We start from the raw sequence: 22,032 nt of genomic DNA on the forward strand, positions 1-22,032 counted from the left end.
GAACGGTACTACTCTCCTATTTTATAAAGAAAGGAGTGTGATAGATTGTTATGTTTATGGTTGCCATTCACAGATGGGACAACGAAAAATTATGGTTTAACAAATATGGATGTAGTAGACTATGGAACTTCTGTATATGACCAAGGAAAACTCGGTAAATGTAGATCGTTTGTTGGTAATGGATATTTACAGTTATCTAACGCTTTTGGAATTGAATCGGGAAAAGATTTTTCTTGTTGTTATTGGATAAAAGAAATAAGTAATAATATATTATCTAAATTTAGAGTTGTATATCAATGTGGCAATTTAATTATTGGACATTATGGTAACAAATTTGATATTTATAGTATTACTGGTAATACACTTGATCTTACTTATGTTTGTGACACGACAGAATGGGTTCATTGCTGTATGACATATCAAAGCTCAAACAATACTGTAACAATATATATAAATGGAGTTAAATGCTCGACATCACAACCTAAAAATTTAACTGGTTTATCAGGCACAACAGCTCTTATTGGTAAAAGAAGTTCTGAAACTTATCTATTTGAGGGGTATTTAAATGATTTCAGAATTTACAATACATGTCTTTCCCCACGTCAAGTCAAGGAAATATCAGAAGGATTAGTCTGCCACTACCCTCTCGGAGAAGTTGATGGAAAAATTGGTGGTAGGAATCTGATCAAAAACGGCAAAGGAAACGTGAAAGCAGGTTTTTTCAAAAATTTTCCAACTGTAACAGACGAATATGGTGAGTTCACTTTAAAATCAAAAAAAACATATAAAGGTATTATACTTGACGGATTTGTATATGAATGCAGAGATTACCCAGTTGGTGAAAAATATACATGGTCGTATGACATAATGTACACTGCTTGGAATTTTCCTACAGGTTCTAATAGGGGGGAACTCTGGATGGGACAAAGATATGTTAATGCCCCAAGTGGAGAAACCGCCACTGGTGCTTGGAGAGGGGTAACTCAACATAATTTACCCGTAGTAGGGCAAAACGGATGCGAATTAAATAAATGGTATCATGTAAAGCAAACCGTTACTATTCCTCAACAAGCATCTTCAAATGTTGGACAACAGGGTATTATATCTTTTTATAATTCAAACGCAAATGTTGAGGCGAGTTTTACAGCACGGCTTAAGAATGTAAAACTCGAAAAATCTTCTACTGCTACGCCTTGGACACCAGCTCCTGAAGACGATGCTTCTTTTTATGATAATGTAATCTACGATACAAGTGGTTATTGTAATAATGGTAGTGTAACAGATTCTACATGTCCTACTTGGTCAAGTGATACACCTAGATACAAAGGAAGTTATGCGTTTAATGGAAATAAGCAATATGTAAATTGTGGTACATCAACTATGATTGAAGGTCAAGAAGAAATTACAATAAACTGTTGGGCGTATATGGACGATTGGACTAAATTTAATGCTAGGTTGTTTAGCTGTACTGAAGGTGGGGGATATAATACAGAGGGAGTCAACAATTCAATTAAATTTGCACTAAACATTTATATTACATCAGATAAATCAAAGTATGATTATACTAGTACAATAGGTGGTTATTCTGGCATTAAATTATTAGATATGGCATCAGGCTGGCACATGATTACATGTGTATATAAGGCTTCTGTCGGAGATGCTATTTATCTTGATGGAAAGTTATATGAAAAGAAAACCTATACAAGCTATGGAATACATTTTAATAAATATAGCTATTTATTCTTAGGTGGTGAAAGTTCTGGTGTCAATTGTATTACACCATATTTTAATGGCAAGCTTTCAGATTTTCGCATCTATGTTACTGCCCTCTCCGATTCTGATATTCTTGAATTATATCAATCCTCTGCTTCAGTGGATAATAATGGAAACTTAATGTTGGCTGGTGAGGTAATTGAAGAATGAGTAATATAACTAAGCAAGGAAACCTAATTACTACTGAAATATATGAAACAGATGCGGTTGTTGAAGATGAGAATTTATTAAAATACGCAATCAATGATAACATCAAAATCAGAATTGCGAATGATTTTGTCGTTTGTAATGAAATATGGGAAATTTAAAATTAAGTAATTAACACACATAGAGTCTACTTCGGTAGGCTCTTTTATTATGTAGAAAGGAGTGTTAAATGCGAAGTTACGTTCTAGTAAACAATAAAGAAACTTATACTCTTGTGAAGTTTTCCGCACAGGATTTTGCGAATGATCCTGTGCTCTATTTGCAGACAGATTACTTACATGGAGTTAAGGAAAATTTCAAGAAAATAACAGCCATTCAGGTATTTCAGAATGATATATCTGTTGGCTTATACGAAATATATGATACATACTCTGATATTACAGACTGTGGGGCACAGTATAATGAAGATGTGAACCAGTTTGTAGATTGCTTGGCAGTAAGGCTTACAAAGAGTAATCTTGCTGAACAAGTTCAGAGTTTACAGGATATTGTTAATCCTGTTATAGATTTTAATACAATGTCTGACGAGGAGATCAAGACATATAAGAAAGGCATTCTTAATAATACCTGTACGGCAGAAATATCAAAGGGTGTACAAATAGAAACAGATAAGGGCACAGAGACATTCAGTCTTGAACAACATGATCAGAATAATATCTCTTCTCTCTGTTTGACTGCAATGCAGAATCCAGCAGTTGCATATCTTCCATATCACTCAAATGGTAACGAATGTCGTATGTTTCCTGCTAAAGTAATTATATCACTCTATCTTCAGATGCAGTTAAAGATTACTCAGGAAACTACTAAATGCAATTTACTTCGTGTACAGTTAGACGGAGAGACAGATAGAGATACCATTATGTCTTATACATATGACACACCTCTTAATGAATCATATCAGGCGCAGTATAACGAGATTATAGCTAATACTCTTGAGATTATACAGGGGCTTATTGCTGGATTTATGGGTGGTTCAGGAACTACAGATGGATCAGATAATACACCTGATACAGACACATCTACATCAGAAAGTGGTGATTCAGATGGCGAAAATACAGAAACTACTACAGAAGATACTACAGCTAACTAGCATTGGCATAGTATCTGGTTTTATATATTGCGGATTAGAGATTTTATGGCGAGGTTGGACACATTGGACGATGTTCATGCTCGCTTTTATTGTGGGAATTATCATTTCACAGTATAACAATATGTTCACATATGATATGGATTTAGCATGGCAAGTGCTGTTTGGTGGTTTGACTTCTATCATGTTGGAATATTTATTTGGTATTACATTCAATCAAGATTTTACCATATGGGACTATAGAGGACTTTGGGGAACATTTGCACATAATCAACTTAATATCCTCTTTTGTTGTGCTTGGTTTGTGATTGTATGTATATCAATTTTTATATTGGACTGGTTTGAGTATAAGGTGCTTCATGATGAAAATAAACCTTATTATGTTGTGTTTGGACATATATTCAGACCGTATGGAGAATAAGTTAATGGGCTGTTATATGCCCTAATTTTAGTTGAGAAAAAGGAGAAAATATTATGTCATTTAATAAGAAGATTACAACAAAGGAATTTTACAATATTGAACTCATCAACGTAGCTGAGTGGTATTCACAGAGTAGACAGACTGATAGAAACAAGTTCAACTCTCTTCCATTTCAGGTACAGCTTGCTCTCAGAACAAATATTAAGGAAATCGGTAAGACTTATGAGAGTTTTATGGAGATGAAGAGAGATCTCTTGCAGTCACTTGGCGACAAGTATGTTGCTGATGGTAAAACTGAGGAAGTTGAAGAGAACGGTCAGAAGAACGTAAATGTCAAGGAAGAGTTCAGAGAGGAATATCAGAATGAGTTAGCTGAGTGCGATAAGAAGCTTCAGGAAGTTCTTAGAGATAAGACACAGGTAACTATTACTACATTTGATATGGATTCAATGTACGAGACTCTGCCTGATGACTGTGGACTCAATATGGATGATATAGAAATGCTGTCATTTATGGATAAGGTAGATGATGAGGAAGATGAAAATACAACGGAGGGCGAGTAATATCGCTCTCTCAGAAAGGAGTGATTTTACTTGGCTCAGTTAGGAAATTTGCTTGTCACAGGATCTAGTAGATTGCTTGGCAAGCTTTTTTGTAATGATATAAGTGTGGGCAATGAATTAACTGTTAAGACATTGAATACTACTGATTTTACTGCAAACAGTATAATTACAAGTGGATTAACTGTTAATGGTAATACTACCACTACTGGCACATTGAATGTAGGTAATTCACAAGCGAATGGTAAGATATCTATTAATGGTAAGGTGGTTATTAGAGATTATGCTAACAATGGTTGGCTTGGTATAAACGATACTTTAGCATGGACTAATGGTGTGTATTTTGGGAAAACCACAGTGCGAACAGATGGGATATTTCAGGTAGGAGACGCTGGTAACAAGGTGCTATTTAATCAATCTTCTGCCAAGTTTACCGTTCCAGTCACAATCAATAACTCTCTTGCTGCTAATAATATCACAGCAACCAATGTAACAGTTAATGGAAAACTCGTAGCTTATCAGCAGGAAATCAGAACTATTCAAGACTTGGGTGGTGAATTTTGTGTATCACCAACTATATATATACAGAAAGCCTCAAAAACTGTTGTAAATGTAAAAAAGATAGATAGTACGACCATTAGTATATCAATTAAAGATGAGAAAGCAATTACATCGAATACGATACAAGGTGTTAAGTGGGCAAAAGGTTCAAAAATAAAGATTCAGAGCAAGATTGATGGTATTGTTATAAAAGGTGATGGTACTATGACTAACACATTAAATACCGACCAATACACAATGGCTATTGATGTTGTAGTGGATTCTTCAATCGCCAATCATTTTTCTACAGAAAAAAACAATGCTTCATTTGACGAGATTAATATCATGCTCTATCAGAGATACGGTAAAAAGATTGGCTCGACTACTGAGAACGTATATTCCCCTGTAGGTATTAGGATGTCGGCTACAGGCAGTACAAATGCTGCACCATACCTTGATATTTGGGGTAGTAAATCAAGTTCTGATCCTGATACAGTATATACTGTCCCAAGTGTGAGACTTGGTTATCTTGATGGATTAAAATGTGGTACTTATGATTGCTTTGGTTATGGTTTGTATGCGGATAATGTATATCTGAATGGTACTATTATAAGCAACTCAGGACAACTTGGTGGATTCAAAATTGGAACAAATGATCTTAGTAATGGAACTTGGGGTACAGATAAATCAGTATTAATGTCAACAGGAACTACAGAAAATAAAGCAGTTGGTGGCTCATCCGCTATTTCTGGTTGGTGTTTCACCGCTGGTTCTAAATTTGGCGTTACTACAAGTGGCGATTTATATGCGAGCAATGCAAATATAAGCGGTATTGTGACATCTGAAAACGGTAAAATTGGTGGATTTACTATATCTCAATATAATATTAAAGGTACTAATGTTGGACTTGGATGCGCTAGTGGACATGATTATGCTTTTTGGGCAGGAAATAGTACGGGATCATCTGCTCCATTTCGAGTCGATCATGATGGCACATTGACAGCTACTAATGCAAGTATTACTGGCACAATAACGTCAGATAACATCACTGCCACAGGTGGCACTATTGGTGGATGGGTTATTACTTCTGATGATATTCAAGGTAGTAATACATATGATGGAACATTATATACAATAGGTTTGAAAAATGTTACTACTGGAGGATCTTCTAGTTTTACAATAAGTGATCAAGATTTTATATATTCAGATTTGACATCAAATAGCGAAACAGTTAGAACCATAGCAATAAAACCAGTAGGACAAATACATCTTCAAGGTATATCTACTTCTGGTATGCCAGGATATACAATATTAGATAATAACGGGATTCAAGTATCCAGTTTAGATCAAAAACTAATCTTGTTCAAATCTCACTTAATTTCTAATAATCCAACAAGTTCGACCAATAGTTTTTATATTTATAGTCAAAATATATTAAGTCATCATATACAACTTGCGGATGAAGAATATACAAATTTGATCAATACTTCATATGGTATATATTGTTCAAAGGATGCATTCTTCGGTGGAAGTACAGAATTTGGTAATTGGAAAATTTCAAATACAAGAATAGCTAGTTCCAATACTATTAGTATGGGCGCAAAAGAAGCTGGAATTATGATTGTTAATGAAAAAGATAAACCTTATGTCTTAGTTCAAAATTCAAGTGGAGATTCTTTGTTTTCAATTGAAAAAAATGGTTCTATTACCCATAATGGTAATACAATTGGGCAAACATATGTTAATTCTTTTACTGATAATAAAGCAATATCTAATGCTGTATGGGCTAACACGGGAGCAAATATTACTTTACCAGCAGGTACTTATGTGATTATGGGTAGCGTACATTTTGCCAATGCAAAAGGAGGTAGACGTGCTATAAGATTTGCATCTGGTTCAACAGGTTTGGCTTATTCAGAACAAATTGTTCCCGTTGATAGTAATGCAACTATTAATTCTGCACTTCAATGTCAATGGATTATTTCGCCAACTTCTCAGACAACATATAATTTACAGGCTTTTCAGGCATCGGGTGGAAGAATAAATATGACATCAAGTTATATTAAAGCAGTGAGAATTGCATAGGAGGTGAATTATGAATATATTAGATTTTACATTTAATGGAAAGAAATTATCTGATTTTGAATGTATCTGTTGTAATTTTGACAGTTCATCGGGAACAGTTGAAGTATCATCTGGTGCAGACGTAACTCTTAACCAAGAAAAATCATCGGGATCAAATAAATTCAACTTATACTCTACCTCTTATGATGAACCGTTCACTCTTCCACTTTCGATATGTTTGAATCCTTGTGGAAACTATGAGAACATGGAAATGTCCGTTGAACAAGCTAGAAAAATACAGAAGTGGTTAAGTTTGAGAAATAAGAAGTTCAAGCTTGATGTTATAGGTTTTGAGAATATATATTGGGTAGGAACATTTACTTGTAAGCAAGTAATGCTTAATAGCTCGATAATTGGCTTTAATTTGACATTTACAGCAAATACACCTTATGCCTTGCAGGAAGATAAATCGTTCAATATAGAGCTATCAGACGCTCTTGAAAGTGATATTATATTTACTTCTGATGTTTATGGATATATTGATGCAGATTATGTTATTACAGTCAAGGAAGCTGGTAATTTGAAATTTGATACATATTACTATAATCCTAATACTGAGTCGTATACTCTTGATAGGGAATTCACAGTGCAAAATTGCATTGCTGATGAAAAAATATATGTCAAGGGTGATACTCAGCTTGTAACCAGTAGCAGGACTGTTCATGAGTTAGGCAAGGATTGTAATTTTATTTTGCCGAGAATAGTTAATACTTATCAGAGCGATGATGAAGAAGTTAGAAATAAGATCAAGAGTAATTTGAAATGTAACGTTCAGATTACATACAATCCAACAGCTATGATTGGATATGGATATAAGAGTTAAATATTATAGTTAGATAAAATTTATGGGAGTACAGATTAATTTCTGTGCTCCCATTTTTTACGATTTTAATTAAATGCAGGAAATGGGATTCGAACCCACACGTAGTCGCCTACGGCAGATTTTGAGTCTGCTACGTCTACCAGTTCCGTCATTCCTGCTTATTGATTACCTTTTTGATTACTTTTAAAAATCAGATGTGCAAAGCTCCTTTCTATAAGGGTTTGCGAGTATCGTTGTTGGACTTGAACCCGCACGATGTTGCCACCAACAGATTTTGAGTCTGCCTCGTCTGCCAATTCCGACAAGCCGGCGCTTGCGACATTTGTTATATTAACACATGCCCCATTTAGTGTCAACTACTTATCATCCCCTGTTATCCTTCGCGCAACCACGACAAATCTGCCATCCTCAGTGTGTGAAGCGCATGTTGAAAGTGTGATGAGTTCATCACCGTACTCAGCCGTAACACCGCTGTCATATGATGTGTTTGACTTGACAAAATCAATATATTCATCAAATTCCGCCTTATCCGCAGCGTTAAAGAACTCATAATAATGATAGTGCTCCGTGTCATCGTCAGGATATATCTCCGATCGGAATGCACCGATGACCTCGTATGTTCCGGTCTCATACAACGTGTCAAACTTGATATTCTTATGCTTCTTATAAAAGCTCTCGTCCTCATACTGAAGCAGCTCTCTGAACATTATTCCCGACTTCATGTTATGTCCGTATATGAGAACATTGTCCGTTCTGTCATCAAACGGTCTGCAGTTCATATCTATGAACGGTGTACCCGGATCACTCCAGTTCTTATCGAAGTCCAGATGCAGATAATAATCGTTGTCATCGGGAGTGTACATGACCGGATAATCTATGGTCGTGCCATCGATCGTGAGCCATCCTGCAATATCACTGTTCTTCTCGTATAACTTCTCGAACTTCTTGAGTATCTTCTTCTCGCCATTGTCCTTACTTTTATCCGAGACCTCCACCGTAACCTTTTCGGTATCATCCCCATCGGTATCGAGCATTCCTTTAAGATCATTGAAGTTATTCTGCGCATTCTTCGCAATATAATAATACCTTCCAAGATACGCACCGCTCCCAACTGCTATAAGTAAAAAAACGACCAACAGTATGTCCAGAACTATATCCTTTGCTGTTCTCTTTTTCTTTTGTTTTGATCTGTCTGCATTCTTTCTGTTCATGTCTTACCCTCAAAAGAAAACTAAAAAGGCTTCTGTACCTGCATACAGAAGTCCTTTTGTTGATTAATAATACTTCTTGTTTCCCCACAGATTCTTTTTCTTAAGATCAACATACTCTGAATATGCCTGTTCAAGTATCTGCTTCTCGTTAGGAAATTTCAGAAGGTGGTAGGCTTCATGGTATTTGTAGTAACCGGAATCCACGAAATACTCTTCTCTCTGTGGCTTGCTGTAATAGCTGTCAGACATCATGAGATACCAATGAACATCCTTATTTACCACATCAAATGCCGTGTTAAAAGTGTAATTGCTCTTTCCCACGTATTTGATTATAGATGCGCTTACACCTGTCTCCTCTTTCACTTCTCGCAAGGCGGTCTCATCGTGCTCCTCGCCCTTTTCAACAGTTCCCTTGGGGAGAACCCATCCTTCGTATTTGTTCTTGTAGTTCTTATACAACAACAATACTTTTCCTCTGAAGATTACCACCCCTCCACAGCTTGTTGCTTCTATCACTGCAATTCCTCCTGTTTCTTCCGGGTGTGTAATTAAAACTTGAAGTCAGTATATCATATGTCAAATTATTTTTAAAGTAAATATGATCACGTATTAATGGCATACGCATCATTTTGTGCAATTATTTCACATAATTATAGTATGCGTCAAAGAGCTGTCTGGCAATATACTTTGCTGAAGCTCCAGTTGAGCTTGCATTCTCAACTATGACACATACGACTATATCCGGATCATCAACATTTGAGAATCCAACAAACCACGAATGTGAATCCATGTTGTCGTTGAACTCCGCAGTACCTGTCTTTCCGGCTATGGTATATGAGCAATCTGCAAATGCATCCGATGCCGTACCATATGATGTTACGCCAAGCATCAGATCCTTCAGAAGTCTTGCGTCAGATGCAGATATGATCTTACCGTAGGTGTTCGGCTTGAATGTCTTTACAAGATTGCCATCGCATGTCTCTATCCTGTCGATGAGATATGGGGACATCATGACTCCTCCGTTTGCTATGGTGCTCATGATCATGGCACTATGCAGAGGTGTTATAAGTGTGTCGCCCTGTCCTATGGCTGTCTGAGGTATCTCCGAATCATCTGAGGTTGCATTTAACTCGAATACTGATTTTCTGTAATATCCGTCATAAGGAAGATCCTTGTTAAACAGGAACTTCTCACACAGATCCTTGTACGACTGCTTGTTGAGCTTCATTCCTATATTGGCAAATGAAGTGTTACAAGATTTCGCCAGTGAGTCCGCCAGATCCACAGTTCCATGAACCGCATAATCTGAGCAGTGTATCTGTACTCCGTCAAATATATCCTCGCCCTCGCACTCATACGAATATTTCTGATAATTGCTGTTCTCATGAATATACTCCAGAGCCGTGAGTACCTTGAAGGTTGAACCAGGTGGATACAGACCCTGTGTTGCACGATTCAACAGATAAGAGCTGTCAGAATCCTGTGAATCCTCTATCACACTGTCTATATAGTTCGGATCAAAATCAGGCTTTGAGACCATGGCAAGGATCTTTCCAGTATCCGGTTCCATAACCACAACAGCGCCGTCATTATATCCCAGTGCATCGTAAGCCGTGCTCTGCAGCGTGGTATTCAGTGTACTTATGACATTGTTTCCCAGACTCTTCTCATTCCTGAGCTTGTTGTATGTCTGCGTGATTATGTTCTGGTTTGATGTCAGGAGATAGTACGCGGAGCTCATCTCAAGTCCCGCCTGTCCGTTGCTGTCATATCCGACAACATGTGCGAACACATTGGAATATGGATAATTTCTGTACTCATTTCCATCATCATCCGTCAATGTCTCCGCAAGGACATTTCCATCGCTGGATATGATGCTTCCCTTCTTTATCTTCTCCGCATAGAGAGACTGTCTCCCATTGTATGAATTGGCGATGAATGTTCTTGAATCCCTCACCATAAACACGATAATATATGCAAACATACAGATAAAGATTATGACAACAAAATATGTTATAACCAGAACAGGCACATTCTTTTTGTCATTTGTCTTCTTGTCCAGAATGTCACTATTCTCCCCAGAATTCATCTGAGTTCGTCTCTTTCCTGTCGTATCCTGTCTTTGCTTTGCGCTGGACTGGCTTTTTCTGTTTGCGTTGTTTTTCACCGCTGTTTGACTGACCCCTGACCGCGACTGGGGTCTCTGGCCACTCTTCCCTGCTGATACTTTCCTGTCTGACATTTTTATCAACTCCACTGTTCTCTAATACACATATACCCTGAATTATTCCAAATATAATGAGTGTGCTGACAACCGAACTCACTCCATAGCTCACAAGCGGCAGCGTCACACCCGTAGATGGTATGAACTTCACAACACCGCCAACGTTCAGGAATATCTGGAATATGAAGCATATTGTAAAACCAAAGGCTACATTCTTATAAAAAGCATCTCTTATCTTCATCGATATATTGATGAAATATATGAAGCAGCTCAGATACATAAGAAGCAGGCAGAGTCCAAATATAACTCCAAGCTCCTCACATATCGCAGCAAATATAAAATCACTGGACACGACCGGTATCGATGTCGGAAGTCCCTGGCACAGACCCGTTCCCTCGAATCCGCCCGAGCCTATCGCAAACAGACTCTGTGCAACCTGATATCCACTTCCATCTATATATTCGATCGGGTTAAGCCATGCATCGATTCTCATGGTGACATGGCTGAAATGATTCTTCAAAAGCATATATCCAACCACAGCAAGAACCGAACCTCCGAGGCCTCCGCCTATAAGTATGCTGTGCTTACCAGTGGCAAGGTACAGCATCATGACAAATACCATGAAGAAGATCACCGCACCACCGAGATCCGTCTCAGCCACCAGAACCAGCATGAAAAGTCCTGCTACACAGATCGTTTTCATCATATCCTTAAAGTTCTTTGCCTTTTCAAATGAGCTGGCAAGGAAGAATACGAATATGATCTTGACGATCTCCATAGGCTGCATCGATATTCCGCCTATGCTTATCCAGTTGTTTGAACCATATTTATCAACTCCCACATGCGGGATGAACACCGTGCACAGGAAGCCTATACCAAACACCGCATAGAATATATTCCATTTCTTTATCTGCGGGAACTTTACCACGAACAACGGTACAAATGCCGTCACTACCAACATGATCGTGGCAAATATAAACTGCTTCTTCGCCAGGTCAAAATCAAGTCTTGTCAGCATGACATAACCTATGAGAAGAAGGAATGACATATTGTTCGTTATAAGTCTCGATGAGCCCTTATAAATGGCATGATATGAAACCATATATGTTATGGATACTATCATCTGTAGCAGATAAAATATAAGTATGCTCTTCTTCTCATAATGCAGATATAATGTCAGATAGCAAAGAAAATGTATCATGAACACATAAAATATCTGCACATTAAGCGCCCGCCGTTTCTTATCGGCAGGCACAGGCTTTAAAACCGTAAAGCATTTTACGGTGTATAAAACCATAAAAAATATGATCAAATACTTCGCTATCTCCGTTACTATTGTTATCATGTTTCCACCTTTATCAAAAAGTCTTAATCGATTCCTTTGTAATAATGTCCCCTGGTATACTGATCTACAGACATGGATACTGCTTTTTCCCCTGACAGGGCAAGCTCCAGACTGTCCATTATATCCTTTACTTTATTAGTATCCTCAATTGTAAATTCAATATAACAGTCTTTATCTGAAATACCGGTTTCAGCCAGTCTGTCTATCATATTTGTAGGAACACCATTATATATAATGTTATAGCAGTGCGCACAGTCATTTCTGACATAGAATCTGTTTCCCCTGTCATCCGTCAGGACATTCCGAGACATCTTCCTTGAGGCACAGCCGTTCATGTAATTGCCTGCTATACAGTTTGCAGTGATCATAACCTTCTGATGACCATAGAGCTTTATGAGTGTATCATATGAAAGACCATGTATCTCATCAAGTGTGAGCTCGTTTGAGCACATAAAGCACACATCACCCATATTCTCTCTATAGAAATCAAACGCATTATCATTATACGCATAGAGACTGGCATCTGCGATCACGAGTCCCTTATAGTCCAACTTCTTTAGAATTCCCAGCTCGTCATAATTTCTGATCATCACACCGTCAAATGAACCAAGTTCACCGGAAAGGCCTGAATATCTGTCAAGCTCTCTCTGCCGCAATACCTCAGGCAGAGCAAGGATCACTCTGAATCCGGCCTGCTTCAATTCATCTGCATATTTTCTGACATTATAATCTACTATTACATTGCTGACCCATTTATAATTCTTAACAATATTTACATGGTCAGCGTCCGACACTCCAACTGCAACACCGTGAACAGTGTTGTTTTTCACATTTTCAAGAGGGCTTTCAGCGCCAGGCAGGCCAGTTCTTACTGCACCGCCATCCCGCCTGTAACTCTGTGAGATCTGCAGTCCAAGCTGTTCAAGCGCCTCCCGCCTCAGGTTGTTCACTGCGCTTATCTGTACAAACAGGTTGTCAGATACATCAGCAGTTATATCCCCGAGCACATAATCTGTACCGCCTGTCTTTTTGATCTTGTCAACTATCTGTGACTCTGTGACAGGCTTGTTAAGTGCCTGTGTACACACAGGCCCCTCGACTGAGACAGAACACTTTCCTTCTACAGTTGAAAGCTTAAGCTCTAATGGCTGATCCGCATACGCACTGACATGTGCAACGAGCTCTATCTTCCTGTCGGCATTTATTATATGATTCTGTATATCTTCCAGAAGCTTACCGTTTCTTGTACGGTATACATCATTGAACTTTGCAATGCTCCTGAATGACTTCGCCTTAAGTCTGACATTCTTTCCCGCTTTTGCCGCCACATTGCATGTGAGCTCCACATCACCATTTCTGCCTCTTATCTCAAGGACATCGCCTGCGGATACATTCTCGTCAAGTTTTATATCCACATATGGCTTTTCTACTGCATTCACACGCCCAACCTTAATTCCTGTGTGGTTCGGTCTGCTGTTCGCAAGCATCTTTTTGCCATTGGATGTGTAATAATAACCTGAGTAGAATCCGCCCCTGTTATATATGTCGAGAAGCTTCTTCTCCTGCTCCTCTGCCAGTTTCTCCACTGATTCGCCCGCCAGATAAGCATCTCTGACCTCACGGTACGCAGTCACGGTTGCAGCCACATACTCTGGCTTTTTCATTCTTCCCTCTATCTTGAAAGAATCAATTCCCGCATCTATGAGCCTGCTCAGACTCTTCAACATGCACATATCCTTCAGGCTGAGCATATACTCATTTACATCATTTGAGGCATACTGCTTTCTGCACGGCTGGGCACACCTTCCCCTGTTACCGCTTCTTCCCCCGGCAAAGCTGCTCATCAGGCACCTTCCGGAATAGCTGTAACACATCGCTCCGTGGACAAATGTCTCCACCTCTATATCAACATTTTTCTTGATCTCTGTGATTTCTGACAATGACAATTCTCTCGATGGCACAAATCTGGTCATGCCTATGCTTTTCAGAAACGCAGCGCCCTGTGAACTGGACACGCTGAGCTGTGTACTTCCGTGCAGTGGAAGGTCTGGAAACGACTTGCCCAGAACGGAGACAACTCCCATATCCTGTACAATTATCCCATCCACGCCCTGCCTGTAATAAGGCTCCACATATGATGGGAGCCTTTGTATCTCTTCATTCTTAAGCAGTGTGTTGATTGCCATATAGACCTTCACTCCGAATCTGTGACAATAGTCTATGGTATCAAGCAATTCTTTTTCATCAAAATTACCGGCAAATGCCCGGGCACTGAACATACTGCCTCCAAGATATACCGCGTCTGCATATGCATTGACTGCAGCTCTCACCGCCTCCGTATTGCCCGCCGGTGCCAAAATTTCAGTCTTATTTAACATTTTTCTCCGCTTCAAGTTTTATGATCTGTCTCTGAAGTTCACTTATCTTCTCTTTGTATTCCTCTATCATCTTCTGTGCAGACTCATACTTTATCTGCACCTCGATAACCTCATGTCTCAGATCATATATCTGCTTATCCTTGTCGTCATCCTCGGTGAGCATCTGATTGACCTGATCCTTTGCCTTAAAGTAGTCATCGGCTATATTCAGTGCAAGCAGAACATTCTGATACTCTGCGTTAAATCTCCTGTACGCCTCAGATGACTGACATTCTGCTATCTTGCCATTGATATATGTCGCCACATTCTGGAGATAGTCCTCGCTCTCCTGGCCGCTCAATGTATATACTTTATTGTTGATTACCACCTTGATATCATTCTTCTGTGCCATATCCCATTCTCCTTTACTTATCCTTTATAAATGCATCCAGTCCAAAATGTCTGTAACATAGATCAGTGACAACTCTTCCCCGGGGAGTTCTGTTTATGAATCCATTCATTATGAAATACGGTTCATACACATCCTCTATCGTGCCCGGATCCTCACCAACGGCAGCCGCCAGTGTATCCAGACCGACAGGCCCTCCTGCAAATTTCTCTATCATTGTCATTAATATATTTCTATCATTCACGTCCAGTCCCATGGAATCGACCTGAAGCTTGTCCAGAGCGGCCTTAGCAACATCGTGATCTATATGGCCGTCATGACACACCTCAGCATAATCCCTGCAGCGCTTGAGAAGTCTGTTCGCAAGTCTCGGTGTACCTCTTGATCTTCTTGCGATCTCAAGTGCACCCTCCTCGTCTATGTCAACTCCAAGAACCTCCGCTGACCTCATCACTATCTCTCTCAGATCGTCATGGGTATAAAATTCCAGCTTGTCCACCATTCCAAATCTGTCCCTTAGGGGAGCCGACAACATTCCGACCCTCGTCGTTGCACCTATCAGTGTAAATCTTGGCAGATCAAGTCTGATCGACCTTGCACCTGCGCCCTTGCCTATCACAACATCTATTGCGTAATCCTCCATAGCCGGATAGAGCACCTCCTCAACCTGTGTGCTGAGTCTGTGTATCTCATCGATAAACAAAATGTCGTTGTCCGACAGATTGTTGAGTATCGCGGCAAGCTCACCGGGCTTTTCTATGGCAGGTCCCGAGGTGATCTTGATATTTACCCCCATCTCATTTGCCACAATGGTCGACAGCGTCGTCTTACCAAGTCCCGGCGGTCCATACAGAAGCAGATGATCCAGTGGCTCATTTCTCTTCTTCGCCGCCTCTATGAATATGTGCAGATTATCCTTGACCTTTTTCTGTCCAATATACTCCGACAGATACTGAGGTCTGAGATTATATTCACTTTTCTGTTCTTCTATGTCCAAGCTTTCTGTTGAAATAATTCTGCCCATTTTTTTCTACCTATCTGATCAATAATCTATATCATAAATCTGAGTGCCGCCTTAAGGAGCTGCTCCTCATCCATATCCGCTGAACCATCTACGCGCGAAACAGCACGTCCCGCCTCAACACCTGAATATCCAAGTGCTGTGAGAGCCGATATGACATTTGTTCTCACATCGCCTGCAGCGTTCTGCACAGCAACCGAATCATTGTATGCTGCATCTATCATATCCTCCATGCTCAGCTTATCCTTGAGCTCCAGAATGATCCTCGAAGCGCCCTTTGCCCCGATTCCATTAGCCTTTGATATGGCCTCTACATCCTCAGATATGACCGCAAGCCTGAGCTCGTTCACGGTGAGTGTTGACAGAAGAGACATGGCAACCTTTGGCCCCACACCGCTCACTCCCAGCAGTATCTTGAACACATTGAGTTCATCTGCGTTCTCAAAGCCAAACAGACATATCTCATCCTCGCGTATATACATGTATGTGCTTACTTTTATCTCTGAATGTACCGGTGGAAGCTTCTCCATAAACTTTCCGGATACCATGAGCTGATACCCTATTCCACCACACTCGATCACTATATAATTGTCACCCTTTATTTCAAGTGCTCCTCGAATATATGAAATCATCCGTTAACTCTTCCTGTCCTGTAATATATGACGGTATCTCAAAATCGCATAGAAACCGACACTAAATCTTCGTAATTATATCATATTATTTATCAATTGTGAATATATGTTTGCTTTTTTGAAAAACGACAGCTACTATATATATTGCAGAACAATGCATGTTCTATAATGTACCTTACGCAAGGAACCAAAAGGAGCCATTATGAAAATTTTTGAATATACTGAAGACATAAATGTAGATACAGCTCACATATCGGACGAGCTGTCGGATATACTCTATTTTGATATAGAAACAACCGGCCTCAGCGCCAAACGTTCGGATCTCTATCTGATCGGATGTTCATATTTCTCAGACAGTGCATTTCGCACCCAGTTGATATTCAATGACAACGGAACTTCAGAGCCTGAAATGCTGTCCCATTTTGAACAGATCCTAAAGAATCACAAAATACTGGTGTCATACAACGGCGATACCTTTGACATCCCCTACTTGCTGAAAAAGATGGAGCAATTCGACGTGGACTCTACGCTTGACAATATACAGAGCGTGGATATATATAGAACAACCAGAAAATACAAAAAGCTTCTGCGTCTGGACTCGGCTAAACAGTTTGACATAGAGCATCTGATTGACTTCCAGAGAAATACTTTTATATCAGGAGGCGATCTTATATCCGCCTACAAGCATTATCTGAATTCTCACGACGAATCTCTGCTTGACGATATGCTCACCCATAACCATGACGATATAAGAGGGCTTATATCTATATCTGAATTTGTGAATATCCCTCATATTCCTGATGACTTTCAGATAGATGATATATCCGATACCATCGATTCAATAACATACAACTGTTCCATTCCAAAGCTTCCATGCCGCATAACGGAATCCCTGAATGGAATTCTTGTAAATGCATGTAACACACATATGCATGTGGTCGTTCCAAAGACCCGGGACACCGAAATGAAATACTTCTTCAAGGACTACAAAAATTATTACTATCTACCTATGGAGCACATGGCCATACACAAATCAATGGCGGCTTATGTGGACGATGCCCACAAGGAAAAAGCGACAAAGGACAATGCTTTCACCACCAAGACCGGCAGCTTCATACCCTGTCCACCAGGATTTCACGGAGAGATATTCTATGATACAGATCTTAAAGGAAACCGTTTTCTTTCGGACAGCACCGAATTACACGAAAAATGTGAGCAATCCCACGCCTATATCCTTGCAGTCCTGAACAAACTATTCTGATATAAATATTCTGGCATAAAAAAACCGTAGTCATTATCGACTACGGTTTTCTTAACTGTCTATATATCAGATTACTCCTCTGTGTCCTCTGCTACATCATCTGTATACTCTGGAGCTGGAAGTAATTCCTTTACGCTGAGACTGATCTTCTTGTCTTCTGCATTGCACTCAACAACAACTGCCTCAACCTCATCGCCTACCTTGTATACATCCTCTGGCTTGTTAACATGCTCATATGAGATCTGTGATACATGGAGAAGTGCGTCAACACCTGGCTCAAGCTCGATAAATGCACCGAAATCAGCCATTCTTGCTACCTTACCTGTAACTACTGTTCCAGGAGCATACTTCTCTGCTGCGTTAAGCCATGGGTTTGTATCATCAAACTTAAGGCTGAGAGCGATCTTCTCGCCGTCAATGTTCTTGATGAATGCCTTAACAGTATCACCAACCTTGAGAACTGACTTAGGATCGTCAACTCTTCCCCATGACATCTCTGAGATGTGAAGAAGTCCGTCTGCTCCACCGAGATCTATGAATGCACCGAAGCTTGTAACGTTCTTTACAACACCCTCAACTATCATTCCAACTTCTATTCTATCAAACAGAGCCTTTGCAGCCTCTGCCTTTCTTGCTGCAACGATCTGCTTTCTGTTACCAATTATTCTTCTCTTCTTTGGCTGGTACTCTGTGAGTACAAACTCGATATCCTGATCAAGGTACTTGTCAAGATTCTTCTCGTATGTATCTGAAACAAGACTAGCAGGGATAAATACTCTTGTCTCATCGTACATAACGTTAAGTCCACCGCTTACAACCTGAACAACCTTACCTGTAAGGATCTCTCCTGACTCAAGAGCAGCCTCAAGCTTCTCATTAGCCTTCTCTGCAGCAACTCTCTTGTATGAGAGAAGAACTGATCCCTCGCCATCGTTTGTCTTAACAACCTTGGCTGTTATCGGATCATCAACATGTACAAGCTCTGTCAGATCTGCATTAGGTGTGTTGGTATACTCGCTTCTAGGAATAATACCATCTGACTTGTAGCTGATGTCTACCAGAATCTCATCAGGCTTAACATCGATAACTCTACCTTCTACTATCTCTCCTGTCTTGATTGAGACTCTGCTCTCATCATTCTTTAATAATTCTTCAAAATTCATCTCGTCCATCCTACCATGAACCTCCTTAATAATTTTGTTTGGGGTAGATGCCCCAGCTGTAATACCTACCCTACTAACGGATTCAAAAGTAGTCAAATCCAAATCAACGAGTGTCTGTATATAGTAAGTATTCTCACATTCTTTTTTACTAATCTCATATAACTTCTGAGTATTAGAGCTGTTCCGACCACCTATAACAATCATGGCATCTACCTTTGATGCAATCTCCTGCGCCTCCCTTTGACGCACAGACGTAGCATTACAGATAGTCTTATAAGCAGTAACATTATACAATTTATTTCGAATAATATCAACAATATAATTAAATTTTCTGTAATTAAAAGTTGTCTGACTAACTATCGATATATTATCCGCTGTTTTGACCTCTCCGTCAATACATTTTCTTACAAAAGCCTCAGCCTCCTCCTCGGAACCTATGACTACCGGAGGCTCTACACACCAGCCCACGATTCCTTTCACCTCGGGATGGCTTGAGTCGCCTATGATGACGACTGTATTTCCTTTCTGTCCTTCCTCGCGCACTATGTTGTGTATCTTCTTGACAAATGGACAGGTCGCATCTATCACCGTATTCCCACCAGCCTCCAGAATGTCATATATCCTTTTCTCAGCGCCATGGGATCTGATTATGACCTTGCTGTCTTTTATCTCAAGCAATTCGTCATCACTGTCGATCACCTGCACTCCGTGCTTTGTAAGGTCACCAACCACCTCTTCATTGTGTATTATCTGACCATAAGTATACACATTTTCCTCGTCAGCATGTTCGTATGCTGTATCCACCGCACGCTGAACGCCAAAGCAGAATCCGGCACTCTTTGCAAGTAATATCTCCATATCTAAACCACCTGTATTACATTCTCTCTCTTGCAAGTCCGACTATAGTGTCTGTAACCTGCTCTATCGTCATATCTGAGCTGTCGATAAGAACCGCGTCATCAGCCCTCTTTAAAGGAGCTGTTTTTCTCTCCATATCCTGCTTATCCCTCTGGATTATATCCTGCTCTATCTTCTCTATATCAATATTCTCAGCGCCCTTTGCGACAAGCTCGTCATATCTTCTTTTGGCCCTCACTGCCGAAGAGGCGGTAAGGTATACCTTGAGCTCTGCTGAAGGAAGTATATTTGTTCCTATATCCCTTCCATCCATGACAACATCATTTGAAGCAGCGAGATCCCGCTGGAGTGACAAAAGCTTTTCCCTGACGCATGGAAGTGCAGATGCCTTTGAAGCCATATTACCGGCAGCCTCAGTTCTCAGCTTTCCTGTTACATTCTCGCCGTTAAGGTAGACCTGCTGTGCTCCATCCTCATATTTTATCTCCACGGAAATGTCCGCTATGCTTTTCTCCACCAGGTCTTCATCGCTGGCAGATATATCGCTTTCTGTGAGATATACAGCCACCGCCCTGTACATGGCACCTGTATCCACATATATAAAACCAAGCTCGCCTGCCGCCTTTTTTGCTATCGTGCTTTTGCCTGCACCTGCAGGTCCATCTATTGCTATATTCATATCTTCGTCTCCCTGTAATTAAATTGACTGTCGTCCACGCCTATTGTAAACTCTCGGAAGCAGAAAGTCCAGCCAGATATCCAGTCGACCACGCCACCTGCAGGTTAAATCCACCTGTCAGCGCATCGATATCCAGCAGTTCTCCGGCAAAATACACGCCCCCCACAAGCTTAGACTCCATGGTGGAAGGATTTACCTCTTTTACGCTCACTCCGCCTCTTGTGATTATAGCCTCATCATATCCCCGAAGCCCCACAAATGTAAGTCTGAATTCCTTCAGCACATCTATAAGTCTCTGTCTTTCTTCCCTGGTCACTGAGTTGACCTTCTTATACGGATCGATACCGGATCTCTCCACAACCACATCTATCATCTTGATCGGAAGCAGATCTCCAAGAGAATTCTTGAAGTCTTTGTTTGCATATTTCTTGAAATCCTTGAGGAGTCTGGCATCAAGCATATCTCTGTCCATAGCCGGCTTCAGATCTATGTACATGTCTATATCTTTTCCAATATACCTGTGTATATATGCGGAGGCCTTGATCACCAGCGGCCCACTTATGCCAAAGTGGGTAAACAGCATCTCCCCCTGTTCGTCAAATATTTTCTTCTTTCCACTGCTTATGTGAAGTGCCACGTTTTTAAGCGACAGTCCCATCATCATGGAGCAGCATTTCTCTTCTATCTCAAACGGAACCAGTGATGGACTTAACGGCTTTATCGTATGACCCATATGTTCTGCCAGTCTGTATCCGTCTCCGGTAGATCCCGTGAGTGGATACGATCTTCCGCCGGTACAAATTATAACAGCATCACAGTATATCCTGTCATTGCCTGTCCCGCCGTTATCTCCTGATACGTCAACACTCTTTATCCTGCCATCCTCTATATTGATTCCTGTAACCTTCGTATTCAAATACAGACTTATATTTTTATTTCTGTTTATAAGAGTTTTGAATGCTCCTATAACGTCTGAAGAATGATCGCTTGTCGGGAACACTCTTCCTCCGCGTTCTATCTTGAGCGGACATCCGGCCTTCTCCAGATAGTCCATTATCATATTGTTGTCAAATGTATAAAAGGAGCTGTACATAAACTTGCTGTTTGTGACCACTGAATTAAAAAATCCGTCAGCGTCACATGCATTTGTCACATTACAACGTCCCTTACCTGTTATAAATAACTTTTTTCCGATCCTGTCATTCTTTTCAATGAGAATGACCTTATTCTTCTGTGCCGCTGTCAGTGCAGCCATTACCCCTGCAGCTCCTGCTCCTATAACCACTATTTTTCCTGTCATATTATCTCCATATATTAAACAAAAGGACAGAGACTCC

The 22,032-nt window shown here is 40.1% G+C and carries 19 protein-coding genes and 1 tRNA gene; 8 read left to right on the top strand and 12 right to left on the bottom strand.

From position 1 onward, the window contains the following. The first annotated feature begins 45 nt into the window (after nucleotides 1–45). The 7 genes from AB5150_RS04890 to AB5150_RS04920 all read left to right on the top strand — a co-directional run bounded on the left by AB5150_RS04890 (nucleotide 46) and on the right by AB5150_RS04920 (nucleotide 7,535). Nucleotides 46–1,923: a LamG-like jellyroll fold domain-containing protein gene (locus AB5150_RS04890; protein WP_368291419.1), complete on the top strand. Its 1,878-nt coding sequence runs from the start codon at nucleotides 46–48 to the stop codon at nucleotides 1,921–1,923. Beyond that, a complete protein-coding gene (locus tag AB5150_RS04895) occupies nucleotides 1,920–2,081 on the top strand; it encodes a hypothetical protein (protein ID WP_262529938.1) in 162 nt (53 codons plus the stop codon). Before AB5150_RS04890 ends, AB5150_RS04895 begins: the two co-directional genes overlap by 4 nt. Before the next feature lie 68 nt (nucleotides 2,082–2,149). Then, a complete protein-coding gene (locus AB5150_RS04900) occupies nucleotides 2,150–3,070 on the top strand; it encodes a hypothetical protein (RefSeq protein ID WP_368291420.1) in 921 nt (306 codons plus the stop codon). Beyond that, the gene (locus AB5150_RS04905; RefSeq protein ID WP_368291421.1) at nucleotides 3,024–3,488 is read left to right on the top strand and encodes a hypothetical protein; all 465 of its coding nucleotides are present in this window, start codon (nucleotides 3,024–3,026) and stop codon (nucleotides 3,486–3,488) included. The genes AB5150_RS04900 and AB5150_RS04905 overlap by 47 nt, the downstream gene beginning before the upstream one ends. 53 nt (nucleotides 3,489–3,541) lie before the next feature. Beyond that, on the top strand, nucleotides 3,542–4,051 hold the full coding sequence (locus AB5150_RS04910) for a hypothetical protein (protein ID WP_368291422.1): 510 nt from the start codon (nucleotides 3,542–3,544) through the stop codon (nucleotides 4,049–4,051). Between the two features lie 30 nt (nucleotides 4,052–4,081). Continuing rightward, nucleotides 4,082–6,673, top strand: a complete 2,592-nt coding sequence (locus tag AB5150_RS04915; RefSeq protein WP_368291423.1) for a hypothetical protein — start codon at nucleotides 4,082–4,084, stop codon at nucleotides 6,671–6,673. Between the two features lie 10 nt (nucleotides 6,674–6,683). After that, a complete protein-coding gene (locus AB5150_RS04920) occupies nucleotides 6,684–7,535 on the top strand; it encodes a phage tail domain-containing protein (protein WP_368291424.1) in 852 nt (283 codons plus the stop codon). 74 nt (nucleotides 7,536–7,609) lie between these two features. Here AB5150_RS04920 and AB5150_RS04925 read toward each other — a convergent pair. The 9 genes from AB5150_RS04925 to ruvA form a co-directional block, all read right to left on the bottom strand. Beyond that, nucleotides 7,610–7,693, bottom strand: a tRNA-Leu gene (locus AB5150_RS04925). 198 nt (nucleotides 7,694–7,891) lie between these two features. Beyond that, complete coding sequence (locus AB5150_RS04930; RefSeq protein ID WP_022216508.1) at nucleotides 7,892–8,746, bottom strand: class B sortase; 855 nt, start codon at nucleotides 8,744–8,746, stop codon at nucleotides 7,892–7,894. A gap of 63 nt (nucleotides 8,747–8,809) precedes the next feature. Beyond that, nucleotides 8,810–9,262 (bottom strand): NUDIX hydrolase, encoded by a 453-nt coding sequence (locus AB5150_RS04935; protein ID WP_022216509.1) that lies wholly within the window; start codon nucleotides 9,260–9,262, stop codon nucleotides 8,810–8,812. 121 nt (nucleotides 9,263–9,383) lie between these two features. Beyond that, a complete protein-coding gene (locus tag AB5150_RS04940; RefSeq protein ID WP_071849453.1) occupies nucleotides 9,384–10,835 on the bottom strand; it encodes a penicillin-binding protein 2 in 1,452 nt (483 codons plus the stop codon). Next, the gene (locus tag AB5150_RS04945) at nucleotides 10,816–12,315 is read right to left on the bottom strand and encodes an FtsW/RodA/SpoVE family cell cycle protein (RefSeq protein WP_022216511.1); all 1,500 of its coding nucleotides are present in this window, start codon (nucleotides 12,313–12,315) and stop codon (nucleotides 10,816–10,818) included. The genes AB5150_RS04940 and AB5150_RS04945 overlap by 20 nt, the downstream gene beginning before the upstream one ends. A 23-nt stretch (nucleotides 12,316–12,338) precedes the next feature. After that, nucleotides 12,339–14,693: a U32 family peptidase gene (locus AB5150_RS04950; RefSeq protein ID WP_368291425.1), complete on the bottom strand. Its 2,355-nt coding sequence runs from the start codon at nucleotides 14,691–14,693 to the stop codon at nucleotides 12,339–12,341. Beyond that, complete coding sequence (locus AB5150_RS04955) at nucleotides 14,683–15,084, bottom strand: cell division protein ZapA (protein WP_015534892.1); 402 nt, start codon at nucleotides 15,082–15,084, stop codon at nucleotides 14,683–14,685. The genes AB5150_RS04950 and AB5150_RS04955 overlap by 11 nt, the downstream gene beginning before the upstream one ends. Nucleotides 15,085–15,097: 13 nt before the next feature. Then, nucleotides 15,098–16,105, bottom strand: a complete 1,008-nt coding sequence (gene ruvB / locus AB5150_RS04960) for a Holliday junction branch migration DNA helicase RuvB (RefSeq protein WP_022216513.1) — start codon at nucleotides 16,103–16,105, stop codon at nucleotides 15,098–15,100. A gap of 26 nt (nucleotides 16,106–16,131) precedes the next feature. Further along, entirely contained in the window at nucleotides 16,132–16,734 is a 603-nt protein-coding gene (gene ruvA / locus AB5150_RS04965; RefSeq protein ID WP_055144521.1) for a Holliday junction branch migration protein RuvA, read from the bottom strand. A 202-nt stretch (nucleotides 16,735–16,936) separates the two neighbouring features. On the opposite strand from ruvA, the gene AB5150_RS04970 reads away from it, so the two are divergent. Beyond that, nucleotides 16,937–17,995, top strand: coding sequence for a ribonuclease H-like domain-containing protein (locus AB5150_RS04970; protein ID WP_055144524.1), 1,059 nt, complete (start codon nucleotides 16,937–16,939; stop codon nucleotides 17,993–17,995). A gap of 71 nt (nucleotides 17,996–18,066) precedes the next feature. Here AB5150_RS04970 and AB5150_RS04975 read toward each other — a convergent pair whose 3' ends face one another. The 3 genes from AB5150_RS04975 to AB5150_RS04985 are packed head-to-tail and all read right to left on the bottom strand — an operon-like array spanning nucleotide 18,067 to nucleotide 21,995. Next, nucleotides 18,067–20,016, bottom strand: a complete 1,950-nt coding sequence (locus AB5150_RS04975) for a bifunctional 4-hydroxy-3-methylbut-2-enyl diphosphate reductase/30S ribosomal protein S1 (protein WP_022216516.1) — start codon at nucleotides 20,014–20,016, stop codon at nucleotides 18,067–18,069. Nucleotides 20,017–20,032: 16 nt separating this feature from the next. After that, nucleotides 20,033–20,695 (bottom strand): (d)CMP kinase, encoded by a 663-nt coding sequence (cmk, locus tag AB5150_RS04980; protein ID WP_022216517.1) that lies wholly within the window; start codon nucleotides 20,693–20,695, stop codon nucleotides 20,033–20,035. Nucleotides 20,696–20,735: 40 nt separating this feature from the next. Beyond that, entirely contained in the window at nucleotides 20,736–21,995 is a 1,260-nt protein-coding gene (locus tag AB5150_RS04985) for an NAD(P)/FAD-dependent oxidoreductase (protein ID WP_022216518.1), read from the bottom strand. Nucleotides 21,996–22,032: the final 37 nt, after the last annotated feature.

Origin of the sequence: Coprococcus sp. RTP21281st1_F1_RTP21281_210402, from assembly GCF_040915325.1 — a bacterium.
Lineage (GTDB): Bacteria > Bacillota > Clostridia > Lachnospirales > Lachnospiraceae > Coprococcus > Coprococcus aceti.

Coding starts and splice junctions, on each gene's coding strand:
- AB5150_RS04895 (WP_262529938.1), top strand. CDS start 1,920: ATGAGTAATATAACTAAGCAAGGAAACCTAATTACTACTGAAATATAT.
- AB5150_RS04900 (WP_368291420.1), top strand. CDS start 2,150: ATGCGAAGTTACGTTCTAGTAAACAATAAAGAAACTTATACTCTTGTG.
- AB5150_RS04905 (WP_368291421.1), top strand. CDS start 3,024: ATGGCGAAAATACAGAAACTACTACAGAAGATACTACAGCTAACTAGC.
- AB5150_RS04910 (WP_368291422.1), top strand. CDS start 3,542: ATGTCATTTAATAAGAAGATTACAACAAAGGAATTTTACAATATTGAA.
- AB5150_RS04920 (WP_368291424.1), top strand. CDS start 6,684: ATGAATATATTAGATTTTACATTTAATGGAAAGAAATTATCTGATTTT.
- AB5150_RS04930 (WP_022216508.1), bottom strand. CDS start 8,746: ATGAACAGAAAGAATGCAGACAGATCAAAACAAAAGAAAAAGAGAACA.
- AB5150_RS04940 (WP_071849453.1), bottom strand. CDS start 10,835: ATGAATTCTGGGGAGAATAGTGACATTCTGGACAAGAAGACAAATGAC.
- AB5150_RS04945 (WP_022216511.1), bottom strand. CDS start 12,315: ATGATAACAATAGTAACGGAGATAGCGAAGTATTTGATCATATTTTTT.
- AB5150_RS04950 (WP_368291425.1), bottom strand. CDS start 14,693: ATGTTAAATAAGACTGAAATTTTGGCACCGGCGGGCAATACGGAGGCG.
- AB5150_RS04955 (WP_015534892.1), bottom strand. CDS start 15,084: ATGGCACAGAAGAATGATATCAAGGTGGTAATCAACAATAAAGTATAT.
- ruvB (WP_022216513.1), bottom strand. CDS start 16,105: ATGGGCAGAATTATTTCAACAGAAAGCTTGGACATAGAAGAACAGAAA.
- ruvA (WP_055144521.1), bottom strand. CDS start 16,734: ATGATTTCATATATTCGAGGAGCACTTGAAATAAAGGGTGACAATTAT.
- AB5150_RS04970 (WP_055144524.1), top strand. CDS start 16,937: ATGAAAATTTTTGAATATACTGAAGACATAAATGTAGATACAGCTCAC.
- AB5150_RS04975 (WP_022216516.1), bottom strand. CDS start 20,016: ATGGAGATATTACTTGCAAAGAGTGCCGGATTCTGCTTTGGCGTTCAG.
- cmk (WP_022216517.1), bottom strand. CDS start 20,695: ATGAATATAGCAATAGATGGACCTGCAGGTGCAGGCAAAAGCACGATA.
- AB5150_RS04985 (WP_022216518.1), bottom strand. CDS start 21,995: ATGACAGGAAAAATAGTGGTTATAGGAGCAGGAGCTGCAGGGGTAATG.